We start from the raw sequence: 22,926 nt of genomic DNA, 5'->3' as shown, positions 1-22,926 counted from the left end.
AGAGCGACGAGGCAGCCAAGTTAAGTCGGAACGGGATGATGGTCGGTGCCGAACTGGCCCCGCCGAACCGATCTTCATCGGCCCGCCCGAGAGCCGTCGCATGAAGGTCAACGACGTTTTCGTGCCCCTGGTGACCGTGGCCTGGCAGTGGCTCGGCCGCCGTTCATGGTCCCGGCGGTGAGGTGGCGGACGCTTGGGACCGTCAGCGGTAGGAGCGCGGGCCCGGCGATGAGGGCGGCGCAGACCGCAAGGACGGTTCGGAAGCCGAGCGTGTCGGCGGCGGCGCCTGCGACGGCGTAGACGATCGGGGTGGGTAGTACGGTGACGAGTTCCTGGCAGGCGGCCACGCGTCCGAGCTGGTTGACCGGGATGTGCTGTTGCAGTGCGGTCACCCGTGTGACCTGGGAGGGCCCGAAGGCGATGCCGGCCAGTAGGGTGCCTGCCACGATGGCTGGCAGGGGCAGGCCGGCGCTCATCGCGGCGAACCCGGCCGCCGTGGACGCGGTGCCCAGGCTCATGAGGATGCCGGGCCGGTGGCTTGGCCATCGGGCGGCGAGGATGCTGCCGATCGAGGTCGCGGCGGCAAGCATGCCGGTGATGGTTCCCCAGCTGAGGGCGCCGTGCAGATGCTCGCGCGCGTACAGCGGGCCGATCAGCATGGCTGCGGTGAACGCGCCCCCGGTGACGCAGTCGGCGAGGGTCGTGGTCCACAGCCAGGTCCTGCTGGTGATCGCGTGGATACCGGCGCTGAGCTCAGCGAGACGTACGCCGACCGGCCGGCCCAAGCTCTGCTCCCCCGTTGCCCGTACGGTGGGGAGGCGCGTGAACAAGACGGCGGCGGCGATGTAGGTGAGGCAGTCCCACAATTTACCGACCGCACCAGCGCATGTACGGGACGTCCGGCGAGGCTGCATTTTGCCGCGTGATGGCCTGGTTAACCTTCCGTGTTCGGAATGTGCGCCCGTAGAGATTCGGAGGGGTTTGTGGGGCGACGGCTTGTCCTTGGTGATCTACGAGTTCAGCAGATCGAGTGGAGGAACGGCAGGCGGTCGTTCACGATCGTGTGGCCGGAGAGCTCGGTCTATCTGGAGGCTGATCGGTTCCTTGCGCGGAGTTCATGGTCAGCGCCAGGGTGACGCGGCCGGGCGTGGTCACGCCGATGGAGCTGGTCGCCTCGGCTCGGTCGGCGGCGGGCGCGTTGACGTCGGAGAAGGTCGACCACCTGCTGACCGAACGGATGCGCGAGGGCCTGGGCGCGCTGCTGGTGGCCGACCCGGCGGTGGGGGCGACCCGGCTGGCGTGGCTGACCACGCCGGCGGTGGAGGCGAGCGCCGCGGCGGTGAAGGTGGCCATCGACAAGCTGCTGTTCCTGCGCGGGATGGTCGCCCACCTGCTGGATTTGTCGATGCTGCCGCGTGAGCGCCGCAGGTTCCTGGCGACGCTGGGCCGCCGGTCGACGGTGCAGGGCCTGCGGCGGCGTCAGGAGCGGCGGTTCCCGATTCTGCTGGCGCTGGTCGCCCAGTCGGCCGTCGATCAGAGGGACAAGGTAGTTCAAGGGATGTCTCATTTACATAACTATGCATTCACCTGCTATCGCCGCAGCCTATGAAACATGACCATCGGGAGTATGCGACGTGCGATCAGATCCGCGGCTACGGCCGCCGTCATGGCCGGATCGGTGCTGACCGGGGTAACAGCAGGCGGAGCAGCACACGCCGATACCTCCTGCTTACCACCGATCGTCGTCGGGCACGGCGTCGGCCTGGACTACAAAGGCCACGCTGGCGACCTCTACATGGGCTACATCGGCGGTACCGCCTGCCGTCAGGTGTATGCCGAAATCCACTGGGACTCTGGTTGGCTCAACAAGTACGGGCACAACTTCAACGGCTCAATCGGGCTCTATTACGAAGGATCGCGTTGGGGCAGAGTCGGATGGCACTCATACGACTCTGCCGGAATGCTGTGGTGGACTTCCGACCTGATCAAGATCGACACCAACACAGACCCCAAAGCCTTCAGCGGTGCCGCCGACTTCAACCTCCCGCTCGCTGCAGTCCCGAACAGCCTCTGCTACGTCGCCCACCCATACACCGACACCCATAGCTTCACCAATGGCGGCAACACCGGCTCAACCGGCGCTCCTTGCGCCCCATCCTGACCCGAGCAGCACCCCAATACGACGCTGCGGGGCGACGGCGCAGCGCTTCGAGCCCCACCCGAAACACCAGGGCTCCATCTGACCAATGCGGGGATGGGCAGGGAACTCGGTGAGCCGCTGTCGACGACCGCCGACGCGCGGCCGGGCCCCGATTCACTGACAATTTCAGTGCCGGTAGCCATTGACGGCCTGCGCAAAACAACGAGCTCCTGGCCGACGACTGGCCGGGATCGCGGTCGTCGCGGTCGCCGCGGTCCTCGCAGCCAGATCCGCAGGCGGCGCGCACGGCACCTCCCGGCACGCGACGCCGGGCACGCGCAACGCCCTACCGCCGACCTCGGCGCCGGCCGTGACGGTGACGCCCGACACCCAGCGACGGGCGGGCCCCTTAGTGTTGCAGCCCGGCCGGGTCGTGGACCTGGACTCCCTGGCCCCGGACTGGCAACTGGAAAGAGCGCCGGGCAGCGCCGTCGCCGACCTGGAGTTCACCGACACCTACCGCTCTCTCACCGGCGGACACGGCGACTCCAACCTGGGGATCCTGCCGCCCGGCAGCGTCGGCACCCGCAAGGAATGCAGCCTGCTCCAGGACACCGGCATCACCGTGCAGCCGGCCCGGATCCGGCCCGGTCTGATGATCTGCGCCCTGACCAATGGCCACCACCGCGCGCTGCTCCGCGTCACCGACGTTCAGCAGGACACCGGTCGGCCCGACATCATCACCTTCCAGATCATCGTCTGGGCCAAACTCCACTACGACCACTAGGAGAGAGGTTGAGAGCAGTGGCGGTGACGGGACGCCGCGGTCCAGCTGAAACGCGTGGGCTGTCACAGAACGACGGGTGTCCATCCCGACCACCACAGCCGCGGCATCGCCGCCGCGCTCCTCCAAGCCCTGATCGACTCCACCGAGACCGCCGGTATCTGGACCATCCAATCCGGCGTCTTCCCCGAGAACACCGCCAGCCTCCGCCTACACGCAAACGCCGGATTCCGCACCGTCGGCACCCGGCAACGCATCGGCCGCCACGACAGCCAATGGCGGGACGTCACCCTCCTTGAACGCCGCAGCACCATCGCGGGTTCGGACTGATACCGTGCACACGTCCGGAGGACTCGCCACGTCGTGAACATGTCGCTGACGTTCGATCCCAGCTCAGCAGGCGTTCGACCAGGACGGCGTTCGGAAAACCACAGGATGCCCCAGCCCGCGCCGATCGTGACGATGAGCACGCTGCCGGCCACAGGCCCGAGGGCGGCGATCCCGTGCTTGGTGGCCTGGGTGAGTGCGTTCGCGCGGGCGAGTGCTGCCCCAGGCAGTAGTTGGGCGAGCAGACGCCGCCCGACCGGGGTGAACAGTGCCGCCCCTGCAGCGCCTCCGCCGGAGACCGCGGCCAGCGACCACACCGTCGCCACGCCGGACAGGATCAAGGTGGCCTCGGCCAACTGGAAGAAGGCGAGGACGACCTGGGAAGCGATCAGCAGCGGTTTGCCAGGCATGCGGTCGGCGATGACGCCGGCGACCGGGAGCAGCGCTATGTAGACGCTGAACTCAACCCCCAAGACAACGGCGATGCCCGTGCCCCGGCCGCCCAGCTGCAAGATGGCGAAGGCGAGGGTGATGGGTGCGACAGCTCCCCCGGCCGATGAGATCACCTGCGCTGCGAAGAAGACGCGGAACTGCCGGTTCGTCAGCGGGGCCGCCATTTCGGCGACGTGTCCGCGCAAGCGCCGCATCGCTTTATCGTGCCGGTGGTTCGGCGAGCCGCTCCGCAGCCGCGCCGGCCGGTGTCTCGACCTGGTCTGCGGAGTCTTCCGCCCCTCGCCGAGTGAGCGAGCTGATCTCCTCGGCGCTGTGGGGGCCGGGCGGGTGGAGTCTCAGCCGGCGAACGTCGCGGCTCAGCAACGGCACCAAGTTGGCGACGGCGAGCAGAGCCCCGCACCCCGTGAGGGTGGCGCGTACGCCGATCGCGCTGGTGACGGGGGCGACCAGCAGGTACCCGGCGGGTGCCAGGGAGATTTCGGTGATCCCGGCGTAGGCTGCAACGCGGCCCTGCTGGACGGTGGGGATGTGCTGCTGGATCGCGGTCTGCCAGGCGATCGAGGCGACGCTGAGCCCACCGGCGGCCACGGCGACCGCGCCCATCACGACCGGCAGTGGCGCGCCGGCGGCCATCACGGGATCGGGGAGGGCGAGCGCGGCGCAGCCGAGGCAGTTGGCCCATCCGGCGCGCGTCGGCCGCCACAGCAGCGATACGACCGCGCCCAGGGCCATACCGCAGCCCAGGCTGGAGGCGATCAGGCCCCATGCCCAGGCCCCGCCCAGATGCGCTTTCGCCCACGGCGGACCCAGAATCCCGTAGCCGACGTGCCAGCCGGGGACCATGACCGCAGCACCAATCAAGCTGGCCCAGATCCACGGCCGGGATCGGACCGCCGACCAGCCTTCCACCAGGTCCGCCCGCAAACTCAAGGCTCGGCGAGCGGCACGGGGGGCGCTGATCGTGGCGATCAGCGCGGCGGAGGCGAAGAACGAGACCGCGTTGAGGCCGACACCGTAGGCGGGCCCGGCGGTGGCGACGATCGTGCCGCCGATGGCCGGTCCGACGGTTCGGATGACGTGGCGCGACAGTTGAACCAGCGCGTTGGCCTCCTGCAGCTGCTCGGCCGGGGCGATGGCCGGGATCAGCCCCACGCGGGCGGGTTCGGAGAACGACGCGGCGGCCGAATTCGCCGCGGCAAGCGCCGCCAGGTTCCACACCGCCGCGCGCCCGGTGGCAATGAGAATGGTCTCGGCGACGGTGATCAAGCCGATCACGCATTCGACTACCGCGATGATCAACGCGCGGGGCAGCCGGTCGGCGACCACCCCGCCCAGCGGGCTGATCACGATGCCGGCGACCATGTTGGCCAGCAGCACCATCGCGATCCCCGGTGCACCGGCCCCGGTGCCCAACACCACGAACGCCAGGGCACCGACCTCCATCGTCGTCCCCGCGGCATTGATCTGGCCAGCGATGAAGTAGCGACGGAAGCGCCGGTCACCGCGAAGCGGCGCGCTGATCCGGTGAAGATGTTCTTTGGCCTGGTCGGATGTGGCGAGTCGTTTAAGCAGGCCACGTCTGCTCATGTCGCCGGCGCTCGGACTACAGGCGAACCGGGGGTAGAGCCCTGCGTGCGGCGACTACTGCCGCTCCTGCAGCTTCGAAGCACTAACTCCCAGAATGTTCGCGTCGGCGTGATCATCATCTGCCTCCCCGGGGGAACCGTGTCGGGCGGGGACACTACGCGGCGGGGCGCATGATCGGGTGGTCCGACACGTATCGGCCGCCACGGCCGCACCTGATCGGCGATGCCGGCGGAATGGCCTCGCGCAGCCCGCGACGGGTTCATGCGAACAGCGCGGTGCTGCCCCCGGCGGGCCGGTCCCTGCGATTAGGGTGACGTCGGTGACGACGACCGGCAGCCCTCGAATTCCCACCGCAAGCGCTGCGCGTGCTCTCCGCGACGCCATGACGGACCAGCTCCTCACGGACGGCAAGATCACCTCCCCACGGGTGGAGTACGCCTTCCGTACGGTGCCGCGTGAGCAGTTCGTTCCGGCCGGCACGACCCTGGAGGCCGCGTACGACGCCTATCAGGCGGTGGTGACCAAGACGAGTGAGAACGGGGCCGCGATCTCCTCGGTCAGCGCGCCGTTCATCCAGGCCCGCATGATCGAGCAGGCCGAGCTTCGGCCGGGCATGAGCGCGCTCGAGGTGGGATCGGGCGGCTACAACGCCGCGCTGCTGGCCGAGGTGGTCGGCCCGGAGGGGCGCGTCGTCACGGCCGACATTGACGCGGAGGTGACCGACCGCGCCAGCTTCCTGCTGGACGCCACCGGGTACGGCGGCCGGGTCACGGTGACGCTGGCCGACGCCGAGCAGGGAGCCCCCGAGTTCGCTCCCTTCGACGCGGTCATCGTCACGGTCGGCGCCTGGGACATCCCCCCGGCCTGGCGGGAGCAACTCACCGATGGCGGACGGCTCGTCGTACCGCTGCGGATGAACGGCATCACCCGTGCCATCGCTTTTCGCCGTGAGGCGGGTCACCTGGTGAGTACCTCCTCCGAGGTGGCGGGGTTCGTCGCGATGCAGGGCGCCGGCGCGCGTCACGAATCGGCGCTTCCGTTGACCGATGCTCAAGGTCGCCGCGTCGAGCTCCGTTTCGACGAGGGAGCACCGGAGAACCCGCACCAACTGGACGGTGTCCTGGCGACCGAGCCCGCAGAGGTATGGTCCGGCGCCACGATCGGCCACGGCGTCTCGTTCGCCGACCTGCACCTGTGGTTCGCCTGCTTCCTGCCCGGCTTCTGCCGGATCACGGCCGAGAAGGACGTGTTGGCTCTTAGCACCGGCCGGTGGTTCCCCTTCGGGGCCGTACGCGACGACTCGCTCGCCTACCTCGTCGTACGCCCGGCCGCCGGTGGCACCGGCTCGGAGTTCGGAGCACGCGCCTACGGCTGCCACGCAGAGGCCGCCGCGGCGGTGATGGTCGAGCAGATCCGGGCGTGGGACCGCCAGGCCCGGCGCGGGCCAGCCCCCACGTTCGCGTTCTGGCCCACAGGCAGCGACGAACTCGACCTGCCGGACGGCGTCGCGGTCATGGAGAAGGCCCACGGACTGGTCGCGATCTCCTGGCCCGCTGCGGAGAAGCGGTCAACGTGATCAACTCCGAGGAGGTCTCCTCGCGCACGCACACTGGCGTCCTGAACGCCATGGGGACGTTAGAAGCCGTCGGTGAACACCATCGGTCCGCCGTGGAGGTAGTTCATCAGTGCCTCGCGCGTCGTGCGCACGAACTGTGAGGGCACCTGCTCGACGAGGAACCACGTCACCTGAGAGTGCTTGTGCGGCTCGGCGTTCACCGGCTCGCCGGCCCAGGTGTCGGCGACGAAGACGACGGTCAAGAAGCCGTTGGGGGCCTCGACACCCCACGCGCCCTGGATGATGCCTGCGACCTTCAGCTCGGCCGGCTCCACGACCAGGCCGGTCTCCTCCTTCAACTCCCGGACGGCGGTCATGGTGATGACCTCGCCTTTGTCGGCTTTACCGACAGGCAAATCCCAATGCCCAGCAGCGAACTTGGCGTCGGGTCCGCGCTGGATCAGCAGCACCCGGCCCGCTGTGGTGTCGTGCACGATGACGGCGGCGACGAGCAGGGTGTGGGAGGCAAGCGCCGGGGGCAGGGCGGTGTCGGTCACGGGATCGATCCTCTCAGAAGGTTGCCTGCCGGATCCGGTGCTCCAAAAGGGCCGCGCCGGGAACACCACAGCGCCGGTAAACGGTGAGGGTGGGCCGGATGGACGCCAACGCGGTTCTGGTTCGGGATGAGGCCATTCCCTCGGCCAGATCGAGCGCCGGCTCCAGGCTGCTACGGCCTCATCGGCGCAAGCTTGGGCGGCGAGACAGTCTCCGCGGTCCATGTGGGTGAGCAGGTGAACGCGCGGGAAGGCGACCGGATCCCAGGAGGTGAAGACTGCTCGGTGCCGGGCAGGTCTCCGATTTCGGTGAGCGTTCTGGCGGTGTGGGAGTCCACGGTCCCGGCGGCCGGTCCCATGAGCAGTGAGTAGGTGCGCTGCGGTTCGCCATCTCGACGCAGGGCGTCTTCGGCGGCGCGCGTGCGGTCGGGACTGAACCGATTAGCGATTCAGTCCCGACCGCATGCCATAACCAGATATGACCTTGGCTCCCGTTGCTGCGCGAGGTGGCTGTCGATGTTCCCGTAGGCCGGTCAGCGCGGCTGGCTTCGTGTGAGCCTGACCGAGTGCAGGAGGGGCGTCGGGCCCTGGCTGGTCACGAAGACGTCGTCGGGTGATATGCCCAGAGCATCGGCGGCGCGGCACTGGATCGCGGTGGTGTACTCGGCGCTGGCCTCGGCGAGCAGGCGGATTGTCGCCTGGCCCGTGTGATGGCGGACGAGCGCGCTGCGTCGACGCAGGAACGGCCCGAGGACGTCGAGGGTGTCCCGGGGCCACAGACCACCGATCTGCTCGTCGCCGATGCGGCCGAGCAGCCGCAGCCGGCCGCGATCATCGAGGCGGCCGAGGTCGGTTGTGAGCAGCCGCCCTCCGGGCGCAGGCTCGGCATGATCGAGAGGTACGCCGATGGCCGGGCTGGCGACCTCGACGACGGGTGCACCGCCAACGGTGTCGATGACGGTGCGCACGCTGGGCATCCCGACACCGACCGTTCCGACTGAGGCGATTCCGGCATCGGTGTCGAAGTGGGTGAGGCTCGCGGTCTCGGTGAGGCCGTAGCCCTCGCGAAGGTCGATGCCGTGGTTGCGGTAGTCCATGGCCGCGGTGGTGCTGAGCGGTGCGCCGCCGGAGTCGACCAGGACGTTGCGCGGCAGCGGGCCGGCCGCTTGAGCCTGGTCGAGGATGACGGGGTTGGCCAGGACGACGAGCCGGTCCGCCGTACCGGCCAGGTGCTTGGCGTCGTGCAGGACCCGTGGGAGGGATCGGCTGAGGTGCAGGCGGGCGCCGAGCCGGGCGGCGAGGAGAACGCCGGCGACGAAGGTGAAGTTGTAGGCGGCCGGAAGCGCGGTGACGAGGATGCTGTCCTTGGTGACCCGGTAGATCTGCTCGTACCAGGCGGTGACCCGGTCTAGCTGCGGCCTGGTGAACCCGTACCCACGCGGGGTCCCGGTGCTGCCGGAGGTGAACATCGCCACGTTCCAGCCGCTGCGGACGTCCCCGCCGGTGTGCTCGTCGAGGCGGCATCGCCACTCGTCGATCCGCAGGGCGATGCCGTCTGGCAGGGCTCCGGTCGACGGGCCGGGGAGCAGGACGAGGCGATGGCCGGCCTGCAGCGTGGCCTGCGCGGCCGCGGCGATCCGGGCCTGGTCGGATCCGTGCAGCAGGTAGGTGCTCGGAGTGTGTTGGGTCGGGCGGGTCAGGGGCAGATAGGTTTCCTCGGCGAGGACCTGCGCAGGTGCCGGGTCGGTGCCGGTGGTGGAGATCGTCCAGTCAGGCATGCCAGACCTCCTCGGTGCGGGCGGCGTGCTTCTGGGTGACGAACCGGGTGATGGCCGTGACGGCGGCCGCCAGGGCTTCGTTCGGGCGTTGGTAGGCGGTCCGGAATGGAGGTGGCGGCCGGGGGCGGCCGCGCGCATCGGCACGCCGATGTCGGGGAGCCGTACGGTCAGAAGCGGTGCAGCGACTCGTGGCTCTGCTGTGCGGGATCAAAGACGGCCACCTGGTGACGAGGGCATCGTTCTTCGCAATGCACGAAACCCGCAAAGCCCGCGCCGCCGGTATTCCGCTGCACGTGAACGTCCATGAGGTCCTTATCCTGCGCCGAGCAATCACCCAGCCCGAGGACCAAGCGCCCGGACCGGGTAAGGCGTCAGACAGCGGCCAGGAACGACCTTCACGGCGTGGTGCTGTGAATCGATGACGCCTGTGCCGTGCAACCGGACGCCTCAATCGGCTGTGTGGTTAGTGCGCCATAATGCCGCCCGCGACCACACCCGACAGCCCCCGACTGCATCGGCTTGACCGGCGTTATCAAGGTAGGCGTATATGTGCGTGCCCTGGGCGGCAGGCCAGCCGGATGGGGTCACCACATGTGGAGCGGTGGCCGCCAGAGGGACATCCGGACCGCGGTCACTGCCCAGGGCACTCATCCTTACGCCCCTCCCTCCGGCGCCGTCCGAGCGTCGGTAAGCGGCCGTCCCCCGCCGGTGGTGATCGTGCCAGCGCGCTTAGGATCCGGCTCGGCGGCCTGCCCGCCTTCACCCGGGGGGACCTGATCGACGTGTGAGCGCAGACCGGCGGATTCGCGTTGACGACCCGTATCGAGGCGAGCGTCGATGGGGATCGCCCCAGGCGGGTGCTCGACCGATTGGCAGGGGCTCAGTCGACCGCTGCGGGCCGCCGCAGGTCCCGGGCATCCGTTCGCGGCATCGCCCAACCGCAGACGTCGGCCTTGGGCGTCTCCGCCCTGTCCTGATGCGGGACGCCTCACCGGCCCTCCCGTACCGAAACACCTGCTCCGCGGAAGGGAAGCGGAGGTAAAGTCAGGATGTCGCTTGCGGACATCGACACGCTGCCGGTCGTGATGGACCTGGTCAGTGCGGGCACAGCCCTCGAGCTGGGGTGCAAAGCGACTTGGTGCCTCGCCGACTTGCTCGCCGTGCACTAGACCACCACAGCACCACCACGACGAAGTTAGGCGTGCCGAGCGTTCTCCATGCCAACTCGTCTGTCACTGCTCAACCGTCAGCGGCGATTGGGCACATGTTGCTAGAGCACGGCGCCGTCGCGGAGTTCGATGACGCGGTCGGCGTGGCGGACCAGGAGGGGGTCGTGGGTCGCGACGACGGCCGTGACGCCCTGGTCGCGGACGACGGCGCGGATCAGCTGCATGATCGACTGGGCGGTCTCGGAGTCGAGCTGTCCCGTCGGCTCGTCGGCGATGAGCACCTGCGGCGACCGGGCCAGGGCGCGGGCGATGGCGACGCGTTGCTGCTGGCCGCCGGACAGTTCGTACGGGCGCTGCCGGGCGTGGTCGGCGAGGCCCACCATGGCCAGCAGCAGCCGCACGCGCTCCTCGCGTTCGCGGGCGGGGGTCCGCGTCAGCCGCAGCGGCACGCCGACGTTCTCCGCCGCCGACAGCACCGGGATCAGCCCGAACGACTGGAACACGAACCCGACCGTCTCCCGGCGCATGCGCTGCAGCTCCGCCGGGCCGGACGAGGTCACCTCCCACGGGCCGACGACGACCCGGCCGGAGGCCGGGCTGTCGAGTCCGCCGATGAGGTTCAGCAGCGTCGTCTTCCCCGAGCCCGAACGGCCGCGTACGGCCAGGAGCTCCCCGGCCTCGACCGTGAAGCTCACGTCCCGGAGGACGTGGTTCGCCCCGTACGCCTTGTTCAGGCCCTCAACGGTGATCATCAGGCCAGACTCCGATGTGATCCGTCTCCAGTTCCAGGCGTACCCGGTCCTTCATGTCCAGCGCCGTGGTGAACGACCGGGGGAGCTGCAGCCGCCCCGCCCGGTCGAGCACGGCGTACTCCGCGACGACGACGTCGCCGGACTCGGAGGTGCGGCGGAGGATCTCGCTGCTCGTCCGCCCGTCGCGGATGCCGATCGTCCGGTCGACGTTGCCGGCGACCTCCGGGTCGTGGGTGACGATGACGGTCGTGACGCCGAGGGACCGGTTCGCGGTGCGGAGGGCGGCGAACACCGACGCGCCGGTCGCCGTGTCGAGCTCGCCGGTGGGCTCGTCGGCGAGGACGACCTTCGGCCGGTTCGCGACGGCCACCGCGATGGCGACGCGCTGCTGTTCGCCGCCGGACATCTCGGCCGGTCGCGCCGTGGCGCGGTCGGCCAGGCCGACCAGGTCGAGCAGTTCGAGGGCGCGCGTGCGCCGCGCCTTCCGCCCGAGACCGGCGAACCGCATCGGCATCTCGACGTTCTCCGCGGCCGACAGGTACGGCAGGAGGTTCCGCGCGGTCTGCTGCCACACGAACCCGACGAGCTCCCGCCGGAACCGCAGCCGGTCGCGGCCCGACATGTCGAGCAGGTCGACCCCGGCGACCCGCGCCACGCCCGCGGTCGGCACGTCCAGCCCGGCCAGGATGTTCAGCAGCGTCGACTTGCCCGACCCGGACGCGCCGACGAGCGCGACCATCTCGCCCTCCTCGACGAGCAGGTCCAGGCCCTGCAGCGCGATCACCTCGACGCCCTGCGTCTGGTAGATCCGCACCAGGTTGTCGCAGACGATGTGGGCGTCCGCGCCGTAGGCCGGGCCGGTGGTGCCGGCGCGGCGCTCAAGTTCCGCCAGGTCGGGTTCGTCCAGACTCATACCTCTCCGATCCGCAGCACGCCGCCGAGGCCGCGCCGCGTCGCGACCAGGGCGTCGATGAACACGGCCAGGGCCGCGAAGACCAGCAGTCCGCCGGCGAGCGACGCGGAGACCGCCAGGTCGGGCACGAAGTGCCGGACCGGCGACCCGCCCGTGTACGGGCTCAGGTCGATGGCGGGCCCCAGCAGACGCGGCAGGACGAGCCCGAGCGCCCACCCGCCGGCGAACGCGACGAGCAGCACCGGCGCGATCTCGACGACGGCCAGCCAGTGCGCCTGCCGGCGGCTCAGCCCGAGTGTGCGCAGGTACGACACGGCGCGCCCGCGGCCCCGCGCGCCCGCGAACAGCATCACCAGGATCGCGAGCGTTCCGTAGCAGGTCACGAGGGCGGCCGTCAGGCCGAACCCCTGACCGACGATCCGGCCGAGCGTCCCCTGGGTGAGCGCGGCGTGCTCCTGGCGGTACGTCGTCACGGCGTTCTTCTCGGCGGCGCCGAGGGACGGCTGGGCGGCGGCGCGCGACAGCGCCGCCGCGTCGATGTGGTCGCCGCGGACGAAGATGGAGACCGAGCCGGTGTTGCCGCCGCCGGTGGCGCGGCTGAGCGCGTCGGCGGGCACGAGGACGAACGGGTCGTCGCCGGACTGGCCGGGGAAGCCCGTGACCGTGCCGGCGTTGCGCAGCGGGATGCTCTGGCCGTAGTCGGTGGACACGCTGACCCCCGATTTCGGCGCGTGCGCGGTGGGGGAGAACAGCGCCGGGATCCCGGGGCCGCGCGGCCACACCGGCGGCCGCAGGGGCGTGTCGGCCATCAGCCGCCGGTAGGCGGGCAGGTCGACGCCGATCACGGTGAGTTCGCTGATGAGCTGGCCGTCCACGGACATCCGGGCCGCGTGGACGGTCTGCGCGGGCACGACGGCCCGTACGCCGGGTGTGCGGCGCACCCGGTCGATCACGTCCCGGCTCATGGTCACCGCGTCGACCCGCGCGTCCCCGCCCACCGAGGCGTACGTCGCGAGGCGCTGTGCACGGCTCAGGCTCGCCTCGACCGTCGAGCCGAACCCGATGACCGCCACGGCCAGCAGCACGACGACGAGCGGCAGCGCCGCCGTCGACACGCGGGCGACGCCGATGAACGGGACCGCCGACCGCCCCCGCGCGAGGATCCGCTGGACCGGCCGCAGGACGTACGGGAGGGCGCGCAGGAGCACCAGCCCGGCGGCCACGGCCAGGAGCACGGGGACGGCGGACAGGAACGGATCGACGCTCCCGGTGGCGGGGAGGCCACGCCGGCGGACGAGGTACGTCCCGGCCACCGCGAGCACGACGAGCAGACCCTCGGCCACCAGCCGCCGTCCCGGGAGACGGAGCCCGGCGGCCGCCGGCCCGCCGATCGCCGTCACGACCAGGATCGCCACCGCCGCGTACGACACGGTCTGCGCCGGGCCGTCGACGAGCAGCGCGGACAGCGCGAGGCCGACGGCGGCGGCCGGCAGCGTCACCAGGGCCGTGACACCGGCGGTGAGCCCGGCGAGCCGGAGCCGTGATGCCCCGCGGGCGGCCTGCAGGTGAAGGTCGGGGTTCATCCGCCGGAGCAGGAGCCCGACGGCGAGGGCCAGCACGCCGAGCGCGGCGGCGAACAGCCCGGAGACCGACAGGAACATCAGCGCCTGCGTCGTCCGGAGCCGCTGCACGAAGTCGTCGAGCACCCAGTCCAGCCGCGTGCTCATCGAGGTGTCCTCGCCGGCGATCTTCTCGGCGGACCGGTGGACGTCGTCCACGAGCGTCTTCGCGGACCTGGCCGTGACCCGGTCGGTGCCGGGCGTGTACGTCCAGGTGGCGTTGATCCCGAACGGCGTCCGGGTGCACAGCGCGCGGTAGCCGGCCGGGTCGAGGATCCCGGTCGCCCGGATGATGTCGTTTCCCTGCTCGGCGTCTGCCAACTTGGCATGTGATGCCCAGTAGGCGCTGGCGGGGTCCGCCGGGACGAACAGCCCCGTGATCCGCACGTTGAGGGCCGGCTGGGTCGCGGTGCGCAGGACGTCGCCGGCCGCGACGCCCAGCCGCCGGGCCGCGCGTTCGGGCAGCGCGGTCTCGAGCGTGGGGCCGGGCGGGCGGCCCGAGACGTACCGGATGTGGGCGTTCACGCTGCTGGAGTAACCGAGCGCCAGGGTCTGCCTCACGCCATGCGCGAGCGGCAGGAACGACGAGCCGGCGAACTGGTCGGCCGTGACGACGGTGTCCCGCAGCGGTTGCGGGAACGTCGCGCGCCACCGCCGCGCCGCCGTCGCGAGCCCGTCCGTACTCGCGAGGAGACGCCCACCCCGCGCCTGTTCGTCAGACGGCGCGACCGACGGCAGCCCGGACGACACGACGAGGTCCGCGGCGCCGGACGGCGCCCCGGCTACCGTCTCCCCCGCGGCGCGGTCGTACCCGGCGACGAGCGCGCGCGGCCCCGCGTCGGCCAGGAACGTCGTGGCCAGCACGAGCAGCCCGAGCACGAGCAGCGCCGGCCAGTGCGCCCGCGCGGTCCGCCCGATCATCGCTCCTTACCTTTCTTGATCGTGGGTTCGGTCCTGGTCGCTCGTAGGATCGGGAGAACCCCAGGAGAACCAAATGTGGCTTTCATCCGCTATGTCGTTGCTGTGGCTAAGGAGGATTGGCCGCCTGGTGTCCTGCGGCGGCTCGGCCGCTCATTGGGATATGCGAACACGATCGCTGTGTAAGGAAACGTCGGCAAGGTCGTCTGGTGGGACGGTGACCGGACGCTGGATAAGGGAGGTGCCGGTGCCCCGGTCGCGGTCCGGTGCGCACCCGGGCAAGGCCCACCACCACTACGCGGCGACCGACGTCGGTGGTGCCCCAGGTGGCACCCAGGCGGGTAGCCAACGACGAGGCCGCGTTGCTGATCGAGCAGTTGGCCGCTGCCGTTGTCGCCCGACTACCCGAGGAGGTGATGTACCTCGATACGCAGATTGCTGAACTCGACGTCCTCACGAAGTGGCGCGCGAAGGTGATGAAAGTATGCCCGGCATTGGCACCCTGCTCAGCGTCCACTTCATCGACCTGACTGGCGGTGGAATGACCGTTGTCGCAACACCGGGCCTCCTGGCCGATGTCACTGGCTTGGCCCCGGTATCCCGCGATTCGGGCCGCAGCAGCGGCAATCTGCACGAATCCCAGCGCTCCAGTCGCCGCCTGCTGTGCGTTTTCCATCTGTCCGCCCGAACCGCAATCCGCTGCTGCCCGCAGTCCAAGCGGTCCTACGACCGCAAGAGAGCCGAAGGAAAACGGCATGCCCAGGTCCTGCTGGCAATCGCCCGAGGTCGCCTTAACCTCTTGCGGGCCTTCATCCGTGACGGCCGATGCCTCCAACCCCGGCCACCGCAGACTCACGCCATGGCGGCCTGACGCCTTCACCGATCCTCCGGCGCCGGTTGACAACCTCATCGAGGATCCTCCAGGGGACGGCCGCGCCGCAGCGAGCGGGCGAACAGCAGCAGCACCGCGGCGATCAGCACGACGATCGCGCCCAGCATCGAGACGATCGCCGGCCACCGCAGGATGACGTGCACGGGCGGGTACGGAGTGGTGGCGGCCGCCGTGAGCACGACGTGCGGCACGACGAGGCGGGCCAGCACGACGCCGAGGAGCAGACCGCCGGCCAGGCCCAGGCCGACGAGGAACGCCTGCTCGACGGCGACGAGGCCGAGGACCTGCCGCCCGCCGACGCCGAGCGCCCGCAGGACCGCGAACTCACCGGCGCGCTCCCGCGCCGACACGGCCGTGTGGACCGCGAACCCGATCGCCGCGAGCACCAGCGCGGCGCCGAACCCGAGGATGAGGGCGCCCCGGAGCCCACGCCCCAGCGGGGCGTCGCGCAACCGGCGCCGCAGGGCGTTCCGATCGACGACGGTCTGCCCGGCGAGCGCCTTCGCGGCCGGCGCGGTATCGCGGGCCGTCAGCCACCATTCGCCGGGCGCGGGCGCGGGAACACCGGCGGCGAGATCCCGGTCGCTCAGCGCGGCCCAGTCGACCATCACCCCGGGCCGGCCTGGCGCGACCGACGGCAGCGCGGGGACGATCCCCGCGACCGTGATCGGATGGGCGAGGCCGCCCTGGTCGAGGCTGAGCCGGCCGCCCACGCCGACGTGCGCGCGGGCGGCGAGGTCACGGGTGACGATCGCCGGGAGAGGCGCGTCGGCCTGCCCGCCGCGCACCAGGGCGCTGCCGACGAGCTGGGGTGACTGCCACTGGGCGGCGGACGCGGGCGGCAGGCGCAGGCTCAGCAGCCCGCCCGGCTCGGGCCGCAGGTTCTCGGCGATGCCGTCGCTCGCCGTGATCTGCCCGGTCCACTGAACGCCCGCCGGCGAACCCAGCGCCGGCACGGTCAGCGTGAGGTCGCCCGGACGGCCGCCGGACGCGCCGACGTAGGAGAAGCGGAAGCCGCGGACCGCGATCGGGTAGGCGATGGCACCGCCGGCCCCGGCGGCCGCCGACAGGTCGACGTCCTCGGTGTGGGTGCCTCCGTCGGCGGGCACGGAGCCGACGTCGACCTCGTACGTCACGTGGAACGCGTCGGTGATGATCACCGAGAGCTCGACCGGGCCGCCCGTCCCGTCGGCGCGCACCCCGACGGACAGCCGCGACGGCCGCCCCGGGACCGGTACCGCCGCGCCCGTACGGCCCGCCGCGAGCCGCGCCGGGTCCGCCGGGAACGGGGTCCGCAGCATCCGTGCGATCTTGGCGGCGTCGGCCGCGAGCACCGTGACGTCCGAACTCGCGGTCCCGCCGAACGCCCGCAGGACCGGGCTCACCGCCGTCACACCGGGCAGCGCGGCGTACCGGCCGCCCTGCCCCGCCGTCTGCGGCGACGTGTCGTCGGTCGGCGCGGTGACCCGCAGGTCCGCGCCGGCCTGGAAGTCCGCCTGGTCGAGCTGCGACTGCCGCCACGTCACGCCGGTCGTGACCGACAGCACGCCCACCGCCACCGTCATCACCAGCAGCAGAGTGGGGCCGGCGGTACGCAGCGGCCTGCGGCTGACCTGCCGCGTCGCCACCGCGGGCGCCAGGCCGCGGCCGTGCGTGGTGGCCCGCTCCCCGGCGCGCGAGGCGACCGGCACGAGCCGCAGGACGAGGACGCCCCCGGCGAGGAGCGCGAGCGCCGGACCGGCGACGATCAGCGGGTCGATGCCGAGCCCCCGCGTCGCCGTCGCGGTGACCGGGCCGCCGTAGTGCGCGAGCTGCCAGACCGCCAGCGCCGCGAGGACGACGAGGGCCAGGTCGCCGCCGGCCCGCTGGATCGCCGCACGCCGCTCGCCCCGGCCGCGCTCGGCGAGGGCCGCGACGTACGTTCGCCGGACGCCGCTCAGCGCCGGCAGGCAGAGGGCGGCGGCGCACGCCAGCGCGCCCGCGACCGCGATCGCCCAGGCCAGTACGGGTGACGGCGGCGTGGCGGTGCCTCCCGCGACGGCGCGTACGAGCGGGGGCGCGAGGAACGGCGCGGCCACCGCGGCCGGGAGGGCGAGCAACAGGCCCTCGGACGCGGCGAGGCCCGCGATCTGACGCGTCGACGCGCCACGCGCGCGCATGAGCATGACCTCGACCCGCCGGTGCTCGGCGAGGAGCCGCGCGACGAGCGTCAGCGTGTACACCGCGAGGACGACGAGCTGCAACGCCGGGATGAGCAGCGTCGACCGCGCGACGAGCAGCGCCCGGCCGACCTGCGTCAGCAGGTCCGCCAACGAGGACTTCACGCTGTAGGAGCCGCCGAGCGCGGCCGGGAGCGCCCGGGCGCGCGCCGCGACGTCCGTCAGCTCGTTCGCGCGGATCTCCCGCGTGGACGGGGACACGAGCCAGCGCACCGTCACCGTCGTGGCGAAGCGCGCGCTGAACGTCGCCGGAGGCACCACGAGCGGGCCGAACGTGGTGTAGCCGAGGCGCTCGGCCCCGGTCGTGACGAGCCGGTCGCCGCCCCAGAACCAGTCGTCCGCGTGCCGCGCCTCGAACAGCCCGGTGACGGTGACCGTGACCGGCGGGCCGCCGACCCGGCTGTGCAGGGTGACGGTACGGCCGGGGGACAGCCGCATCGCCCGCGCGGCCGGCACGGGCAGGGCGGCCTCGATCCCGTTCGCGGTCGGCCAGCGGCCCGTGACGAGCCGGGCGTGGCCCTCGATCCCGTCGTACGTCGCGAACGTCGTGAGCTGCGGGTGCGGACTCCGCTCCTGGCCCGGCACGGCGTACGAGTCGCCGCGCGCGCTGACCACGACGGCCGCCGGGACGTGCCCGTACACCCTGCGGACGGCGGCCGTGACCGTGCGCCGCGCGGCGGGGATGTCGTGCGCGGCGATGCTGGTGGTGATCCGCGTGCCGGCGTCGTCGAACGTCGCCGCGGCCAGGGTGGCGCGCAGCCCGTCGCCCGTCACGGTCGCGGCGTAGCCGCCGAGCGCGGTCAGGATCGTGACGGCGAACAGCACGGTCGCCGAGGCCGCCAGGACGAGGAGACGATGGCCGAGCGCGCGCCGGACCGTGAACTCCGCCCGTCGCACCCCCGTCGCCTCCCTCACCTCGCCGCGATCAGGCCATCTTTACGGGAATGTCAGGATCAGGGCAAGGGCACAGTCATCCAATCTCGACACCCGCGCACCTACAAGGCCGGAGCACCGACGCCATCGCGGTTTCCCACCGGTCAGACGATCGCGCGAGGCGGGCGTTGAAAGGCGAAGGTCGGTCACATGCATCGTATGGTCGGTAGCTGCTCGTATGTCGCGGCACCGCCCAGCGGTATTCGTTGAAGCGCCTGACTCTTCCTGCGCGCGATGGTCCACTCGCCGGGAAGGGGTTCAATGATCCAAGGGTTATCGCGCGACGGATCGAAGGGAGGTGACACCTGAGGCTACAGCGCGGCAAGCAGATTACTCAGGCAGTAACCCTACGCCTGCGACCCACCGTGAGGGAACCGCTATCTGCGGCGGTGGTCCATCCAATCGGTGCCTGGCCCGCGGATCGAGCGCGAGAACGCGTCGTACGCATGTAGGTCGCGGCGGGTCTCGCTGACCGGCCGCGATATTTCGTTCGCGGCTTTCGGACTACGTCCCCGTCGGCGGGTGCGTAGATCCGAGACAGCGGCGATCGCCAAGAGGAGGGCGATGATTGCTACAACCGTCATCACGACCCATAGCATGACAACAGTCTGCAGCATCACGTAGGCGCTGTCTATACGGGGGAACGGAGTTTGGCGTAGGGCAGACCGGCAGGCGCAGTTACAGTGACCGGCACCCTCGGCGAGGCTACGGCACGGGTAGCGCGAAGCGGCGCCGCGATACGCAGCACTCTCATCGTCGCGGCTAGGACCAACGGCCTCCGTACCCTCGACCGGCCAAGCACTCATACCGCGCTGTCGAAGGTCTGGCCGCTACGGTGACCCCCTCAGCCCTTACCTGCCAGGGAAGCGGTGCCTGGGGGCTCGTTCCAGGTCAATCTCATGCCTCACCGCGAGCCGCTACCGCTCGGTCTCGACATCCCCGTTGCCCTAATCGATAGCGCTGACGTCACCTTGGCCCATATCTTACGCGAGGCAATACAGGGATACCTGGAATTGGCGGCCGGCCGAAGCCGACCTGTGCGGCACCGATGCCCCCCTGCCCGCGAGCATAACGACCAAATTATCGGCCAATAGACCGCCCACTCTCCAGCTCCTCCGATATTGCATGATACAGATCTCTAACGGCAATCAGATGACGAGTGGGATCGCTACTCATTTCAGCAAGGACCAACTCGCTAGCTCCCGTCGCGCGAAGCGCTCGAGCAGCAACCCGTGCACACTCGCCTACAGACCCGACATGACTGAGCTTGAAAAACTTCGCATTTCTAGCGCGAACCGAATCTTGCGAATCAGGGTCGACGAGAAAAGCGACAGCCACAGCGGTTTGCCCATTTGACCCGGCAGAGGCATAATCAGCCAAAACCTTAGCGCAGGCATCTACATCTTCGTTTAGGAATAGACCGTGACAATAATTGAAGCCTAGACGTGCAGCCAGTTCAGCCGATCGGACCCCTGTGCCGTGAAGCCACTTCTCACTGCCATACGGCGCCTCTTCGGTCACTCCCGACGAACTCCCCAGCAGGATAGTGAAATGTTCGATCGCAGAGGTGAGTTGCTCGTCATCTTTTCGAAAGTCTTGAATGAACTTCGCGGCAAGACCGCCAACATCACCCCTGCCGAGCCCTATGTCGAATCTTCCTTTGCATACATATGCCGCGTGCATAAAGTCGACAAGAGTAAGGTAGGGATCTCGTATCCTTAGCAGAGTCGCCGCCGTACCAACACGGATGTTTCTCGTATGGCTCCCTATCACTGCAGACATGAGCACAGGACTCGCACAGGAGCTACCAGGACCATGGTGTTCCGGCAGCCAAAGCCTCTTGTATCCAAGGCGATCGGCTTCGAGTGCACACTCGAAAGTCGAATCTCTCTTTTTCGTGATATCGGTATCGCCAGGTAGAGAAAGAGATTCGATCAGCCCGATCGACCTTTGCGCAGCTTTTCCATCGAGCACACATACCATCCAACACTCGAGACTGAATAACATACATCCGTCGGTCAATATTAGCAGCCCTAAGGGTGTCATGCGCGGTCCTAGGCCGAGGTACCTCCTCGTCCGGCGAGGCGATCAGACGAGTACGATCACAGGCGCGCATAATTCTCCGGGCGGCCTTCAGACTGTGTACGGCGCCGGCAGAGAGAGCCAAACACCTACACGATCGGGCCATTGGGACCTGCGACCAGCTGCCTGTTCATCGGGCCTGTTTTGATTGTCAGGAAGAACAGCTTTATGTCCTTAGCAATGTCGATCTGCCTGCCTTTTATATGACCAAACAAGGGACTACTCGCCGAATTGTCGGTGATACAGTTCGCTGTACAGACCTCCTGCACTTATAAGCTCCTCATGCTGACCGTGTTCTACGATTCGTCCGTCGTCTATGACTAGAATCTGGTGGGCCGCCCGGATCGTCGACAGCCGATGTGCGATCACCAATGATGTACGGCCTGCCAGAGCCGTATGTAGGGCCCGCTGTACAGCTGCCTCTGACTCGGAATCGAGCTGTGCAGTGGCCTCGTCAAGAATAGCCACTGAGGGCGCCTTCAACAACATCCGGGCGATCGCAAGTCGCTGTTTTTCACCCCCGGAGAGTCGGTAGCCGCGGTCGCCGACGACGGTGTCCAGACCGTCGGGCATGCGATCAACCAGATGCCCGATCTGTGCGGCCTGCATGGCGACGAGTAGTTCCTGATCGGTCGCGCCGGGTCGCGCGTAAATAAGGTTTGCGCGAAGCGTGTCATGGAACAAGTGAGCATCCTGTGTAACAACGCCGATGGCTCCATGCAGAGATTCGAGGCTCAGGTCCCGTACGTCACACCCACCGATCCGTACATATCCATCGGTCACGTCATACAGGCGCGACACCAGGTAGGTAATTGTCGTTTTTCCCGCTCCAGACGACCCCACCAATGCAGTCATGGTTCCCGGCGGAACCTTGAAGCTGACGCCATCCAACACTTTGCGGCTCGGCGACACTTCAATTGCAGACACTGACCCTAGCGAAGCTAGCGATATATCCTCGGCCGCTGGGTATCGAAAAACAACCTCATCGAACTCTATATCCGCCGTCTCGCTCGTGACAGACAGCGGCAGCGGATCCGGCTTCTCGTCGATGAGAGGTTTGAGGTCGAGCACCTCGAAGATACGGTCGAAGCTGGTAAGCGCGGTGATCACAGCGACATGCGCGTTCGACAGCGCCGTCAACGGGCCGTACGTCCGAGCGAGCAACACGGTCAGGGCGATCAGGCTGCCGAGTTGGAACTTGCCGTTCACCACTAGGACCCCCCCGAATCCGTATACGGCCGCCACGGACAAGGTCGCGACCACTGTGACCGATCCAAACAAAACTCCAGTGTAGACTGCCGGAATGACCCCTATATCGCGAATCTGTTGCGCTCGCTGGGCGAAGGCCGACGATTCGTCTTCCGGACGTCCATAAAGCTTTGCGAGCATTGCGCCTGCCACGTTGAAGCGCTCGGTCATCAACGAGCCGATCTCCGCGTCCAGTTCCATCTGCTTGCGATTCACGTTCTGGAGCCGACGGCTCATACATTTCGAGACAAAGATAAAAATGGGGAGCAGCGCACCAGCCGCCAGGGCAACCGACGGAGACAGCGCGAACATCGTGGTTAGTAGAAGCGCCAAACTGATGATGTTCGCCCCTACTGACGACAAAACGGTGGTCAGCGCTCGCTGTGCCCCGACTACATCATCGTTGAGTCGGCTGACCAGCGCCCCAGTCTGGGCATGTGCGAAGAACCCTACTGGCATATGCAAGATGTGGTCGAATGCCTTGGTACGCAGATCATAAACAAGGCCTTCGCCGAGCCGCCCGGAGTACCACTGCTGGGCTAGGCCGATCAATGCGTCTGCAACCGCAACGGCGGTCGTGAGGGCTGCCAGCCAAATAATAACCCTCCCGCGCTGCGGCACAATGCCTCGATCGACGATCGACTTGAGCAGTAGCGGGCTAGTTACAGTGGTGACCGCAGCGATCACATTTAGCGCGAGGAGCAGAAGGAGATCAAAACTATAACTGCGGGCATAGGAAGCGATGCGCCGCATCCTGTAGACATTGGGTCGGCCAACTGTTCTGCGCTGCTGGCGGCCTGGTCCCAGCGCCGATCCGCGGGCAGTAGCGCTCATGACAGGCTCTCCCATCCGATTGAGTCGGCGTCTAAACAAGAGACCGGCAGGGGCTGAGTACAGCCTCCGGGCGATGGAACGGCAAATGGGCGGCTAGTCGGATCTGGCACCCCCGGTGATGGCCGGTGGCCGGCTGAATCGTCGTTGTCTGTTGCGGTGATGCAAGAGC

18 protein-coding genes and 1 pseudogene are annotated in these 22,926 nt (G+C 69.0%); 7 read left to right on the top strand and 12 right to left on the bottom strand.

What is annotated here, in order from left to right; all coding sequences use genetic code 11:
• Nucleotides 1-107 precede the first annotated feature (107 nt).
• The gene (locus tag NE234_RS34240; RefSeq protein ID WP_406567104.1) at nucleotides 108-914 is read right to left on the bottom strand and encodes an MFS transporter; all 807 of its coding nucleotides are present in this window, start codon (nucleotides 912-914) and stop codon (nucleotides 108-110) included.
• A 203-nt stretch (nucleotides 915-1,117) separates the two neighbouring features.
• Here NE234_RS34240 and NE234_RS34235 point away from each other — a divergent pair, with 203 nt between their 5' ends.
• From NE234_RS34235 to NE234_RS34220, 4 genes are all read left to right on the top strand, one after another.
• Nucleotides 1,118-1,609, top strand: a complete 492-nt coding sequence (locus NE234_RS34235; protein ID WP_252785041.1) for a hypothetical protein — start codon at nucleotides 1,118-1,120, stop codon at nucleotides 1,607-1,609.
• Nucleotides 1,610-1,666: 57 nt separating this feature from the next.
• Complete coding sequence (locus NE234_RS34230; protein ID WP_252785040.1) at nucleotides 1,667-2,161, top strand: hypothetical protein; 495 nt, start codon at nucleotides 1,667-1,669, stop codon at nucleotides 2,159-2,161.
• Nucleotides 2,162-2,342: 181 nt separating this feature from the next.
• Nucleotides 2,343-2,927 (top strand): hypothetical protein, encoded by a 585-nt coding sequence (locus tag NE234_RS34225; RefSeq protein ID WP_252785039.1) that lies wholly within the window; start codon nucleotides 2,343-2,345, stop codon nucleotides 2,925-2,927.
• A 54-nt stretch (nucleotides 2,928-2,981) separates the two neighbouring features.
• Complete coding sequence (locus NE234_RS34220; protein ID WP_252785058.1) at nucleotides 2,982-3,254, top strand: GNAT family N-acetyltransferase; 273 nt, start codon at nucleotides 2,982-2,984, stop codon at nucleotides 3,252-3,254.
• Nucleotides 3,255-3,376: 122 nt separating this feature from the next.
• Here NE234_RS34220 and NE234_RS34215 read toward each other — a convergent pair.
• Both NE234_RS34215 and NE234_RS34210 read right to left on the bottom strand, forming a co-directional pair.
• Nucleotides 3,377-3,868: pseudogene (locus tag NE234_RS34215) on the bottom strand (MFS transporter); the annotation flags it as partial.
• 34 nt (nucleotides 3,869-3,902) lie between these two features.
• On the bottom strand, nucleotides 3,903-5,291 hold the full coding sequence (locus NE234_RS34210) for an MFS transporter (RefSeq protein WP_252785038.1): 1,389 nt from the start codon (nucleotides 5,289-5,291) through the stop codon (nucleotides 3,903-3,905).
• Nucleotides 5,292-5,469: 178 nt separating this feature from the next.
• On the opposite strand from NE234_RS34210, the gene fxlM reads away from it, so the two are divergent.
• On the top strand, nucleotides 5,470-6,867 hold the full coding sequence (gene fxlM, locus NE234_RS34205; protein WP_308206959.1) for a methyltransferase, FxLD system: 1,398 nt from the start codon (nucleotides 5,470-5,472) through the stop codon (nucleotides 6,865-6,867).
• Nucleotides 6,868-6,926: 59 nt separating this feature from the next.
• Here fxlM and NE234_RS34200 read toward each other — a convergent pair whose 3' ends face one another.
• From NE234_RS34200 to NE234_RS34175, 6 genes are all read right to left on the bottom strand, one after another.
• Nucleotides 6,927-7,403, bottom strand: a complete 477-nt coding sequence (locus tag NE234_RS34200; protein WP_252785036.1) for an NUDIX domain-containing protein — start codon at nucleotides 7,401-7,403, stop codon at nucleotides 6,927-6,929.
• A gap of 530 nt (nucleotides 7,404-7,933) precedes the next feature.
• Nucleotides 7,934-9,178 carry an AMP-binding protein gene (locus tag NE234_RS34195; RefSeq protein ID WP_252785035.1) on the bottom strand — a complete coding sequence of 415 codons (1,245 nt, stop codon included), beginning with the start codon at nucleotides 9,176-9,178 and terminating at the stop codon, nucleotides 7,934-7,936.
• A 167-nt stretch (nucleotides 9,179-9,345) separates the two neighbouring features.
• Nucleotides 9,346-9,483, bottom strand: a complete 138-nt coding sequence (locus NE234_RS34190; RefSeq protein WP_252785034.1) for a hypothetical protein — start codon at nucleotides 9,481-9,483, stop codon at nucleotides 9,346-9,348.
• Between the two features lie 965 nt (nucleotides 9,484-10,448).
• Nucleotides 10,449-11,099: an ABC transporter ATP-binding protein gene (locus NE234_RS34185; RefSeq protein ID WP_252785033.1), complete on the bottom strand. Its 651-nt coding sequence runs from the start codon at nucleotides 11,097-11,099 to the stop codon at nucleotides 10,449-10,451.
• Entirely contained in the window at nucleotides 11,086-12,012 is a 927-nt protein-coding gene (locus tag NE234_RS34180) for an ABC transporter ATP-binding protein (RefSeq protein WP_252785032.1), read from the bottom strand. The genes NE234_RS34185 and NE234_RS34180 overlap by 14 nt, the downstream gene beginning before the upstream one ends.
• Nucleotides 12,009-14,552, bottom strand: a complete 2,544-nt coding sequence (locus NE234_RS34175) for an FtsX-like permease family protein (protein WP_252785031.1) — start codon at nucleotides 14,550-14,552, stop codon at nucleotides 12,009-12,011. The genes NE234_RS34180 and NE234_RS34175 overlap by 4 nt, the downstream gene beginning before the upstream one ends.
• Nucleotides 14,553-14,911: 359 nt before the next feature.
• Here NE234_RS34175 and NE234_RS34170 point away from each other — a divergent pair, with 359 nt between their 5' ends.
• A complete protein-coding gene (locus NE234_RS34170; RefSeq protein WP_252785030.1) occupies nucleotides 14,912-15,079 on the top strand; it encodes a hypothetical protein in 168 nt (55 codons plus the stop codon).
• Nucleotides 15,034-15,420 carry a transposase gene (locus NE234_RS46150; protein ID WP_406567103.1) on the top strand — a complete coding sequence of 129 codons (387 nt, stop codon included), beginning with the start codon at nucleotides 15,034-15,036 and terminating at the stop codon, nucleotides 15,418-15,420. Before NE234_RS34170 ends, NE234_RS46150 begins: the two co-directional genes overlap by 46 nt.
• Nucleotides 15,421-15,455: 35 nt before the next feature.
• Here the strand turns inward: NE234_RS46150 and NE234_RS45580 are convergent, their stop codons facing one another.
• The 3 genes from NE234_RS45580 to NE234_RS34160 form a co-directional block, all read right to left on the bottom strand.
• Nucleotides 15,456-18,557 (bottom strand): FtsX-like permease family protein, encoded by a 3,102-nt coding sequence (locus NE234_RS45580; protein WP_252785029.1) that lies wholly within the window; start codon nucleotides 18,555-18,557, stop codon nucleotides 15,456-15,458.
• 1,116 nt (nucleotides 18,558-19,673) lie between these two features.
• Nucleotides 19,674-20,576, bottom strand: coding sequence for an LLM class flavin-dependent oxidoreductase (locus tag NE234_RS46145; RefSeq protein ID WP_406567102.1), 903 nt, complete (start codon nucleotides 20,574-20,576; stop codon nucleotides 19,674-19,676).
• A gap of 318 nt (nucleotides 20,577-20,894) precedes the next feature.
• Nucleotides 20,895-22,676, bottom strand: a complete 1,782-nt coding sequence (locus NE234_RS34160; RefSeq protein ID WP_252785028.1) for an ABC transporter ATP-binding protein — start codon at nucleotides 22,674-22,676, stop codon at nucleotides 20,895-20,897.
• Between the last annotated feature and the right edge of the window lie 250 nt (nucleotides 22,677-22,926).

The sequence above is a fragment of the Actinoallomurus rhizosphaericola genome, from assembly GCF_024055675.1.
Lineage (GTDB): Bacteria > Actinomycetota > Actinomycetes > Streptosporangiales > Streptosporangiaceae > Actinoallomurus > Actinoallomurus soli.
This window is presented reverse-complemented; position numbering and strand designations above follow the sequence as displayed.

Coding starts and splice junctions, on each gene's coding strand:
- NE234_RS34230 (WP_252785040.1), top strand. CDS start 1,667: ATGGCCGGATCGGTGCTGACCGGGGTAACAGCAGGCGGAGCAGCACAC.
- NE234_RS34210 (WP_252785038.1), bottom strand. CDS start 5,291: ATGAGCAGACGTGGCCTGCTTAAACGACTCGCCACATCCGACCAGGCC.
- NE234_RS46150 (WP_406567103.1), top strand. CDS start 15,034: ATGCCCGGCATTGGCACCCTGCTCAGCGTCCACTTCATCGACCTGACT.
- NE234_RS34175 (WP_252785031.1), bottom strand. CDS start 14,552: ATGATCGGGCGGACCGCGCGGGCGCACTGGCCGGCGCTGCTCGTGCTC.
- NE234_RS34160 (WP_252785028.1), bottom strand. CDS start 22,676: ATGCGGCGCATCGCTTCCTATGCCCGCAGTTATAGTTTTGATCTCCTT.
- NE234_RS34240 (WP_406567104.1), bottom strand. CDS start 914: ATGCAGCCTCGCCGGACGTCCCGTACATGCGCTGGTGCGGTCGGTAAA.
- NE234_RS34235 (WP_252785041.1), top strand. CDS start 1,118: ATGGTCAGCGCCAGGGTGACGCGGCCGGGCGTGGTCACGCCGATGGAG.
- NE234_RS34180 (WP_252785032.1), bottom strand. CDS start 12,012: ATGAGTCTGGACGAACCCGACCTGGCGGAACTTGAGCGCCGCGCCGGC.
- NE234_RS34185 (WP_252785033.1), bottom strand. CDS start 11,099: ATGATCACCGTTGAGGGCCTGAACAAGGCGTACGGGGCGAACCACGTC.
- NE234_RS46145 (WP_406567102.1), bottom strand. CDS start 20,576: ATGGTATGTGTGCTCGATGGAAAAGCTGCGCAAAGGTCGATCGGGCTG.
- NE234_RS34190 (WP_252785034.1), bottom strand. CDS start 9,483: ATGGACGTTCACGTGCAGCGGAATACCGGCGGCGCGGGCTTTGCGGGT.
- NE234_RS34195 (WP_252785035.1), bottom strand. CDS start 9,178: ATGCCTGACTGGACGATCTCCACCACCGGCACCGACCCGGCACCTGCG.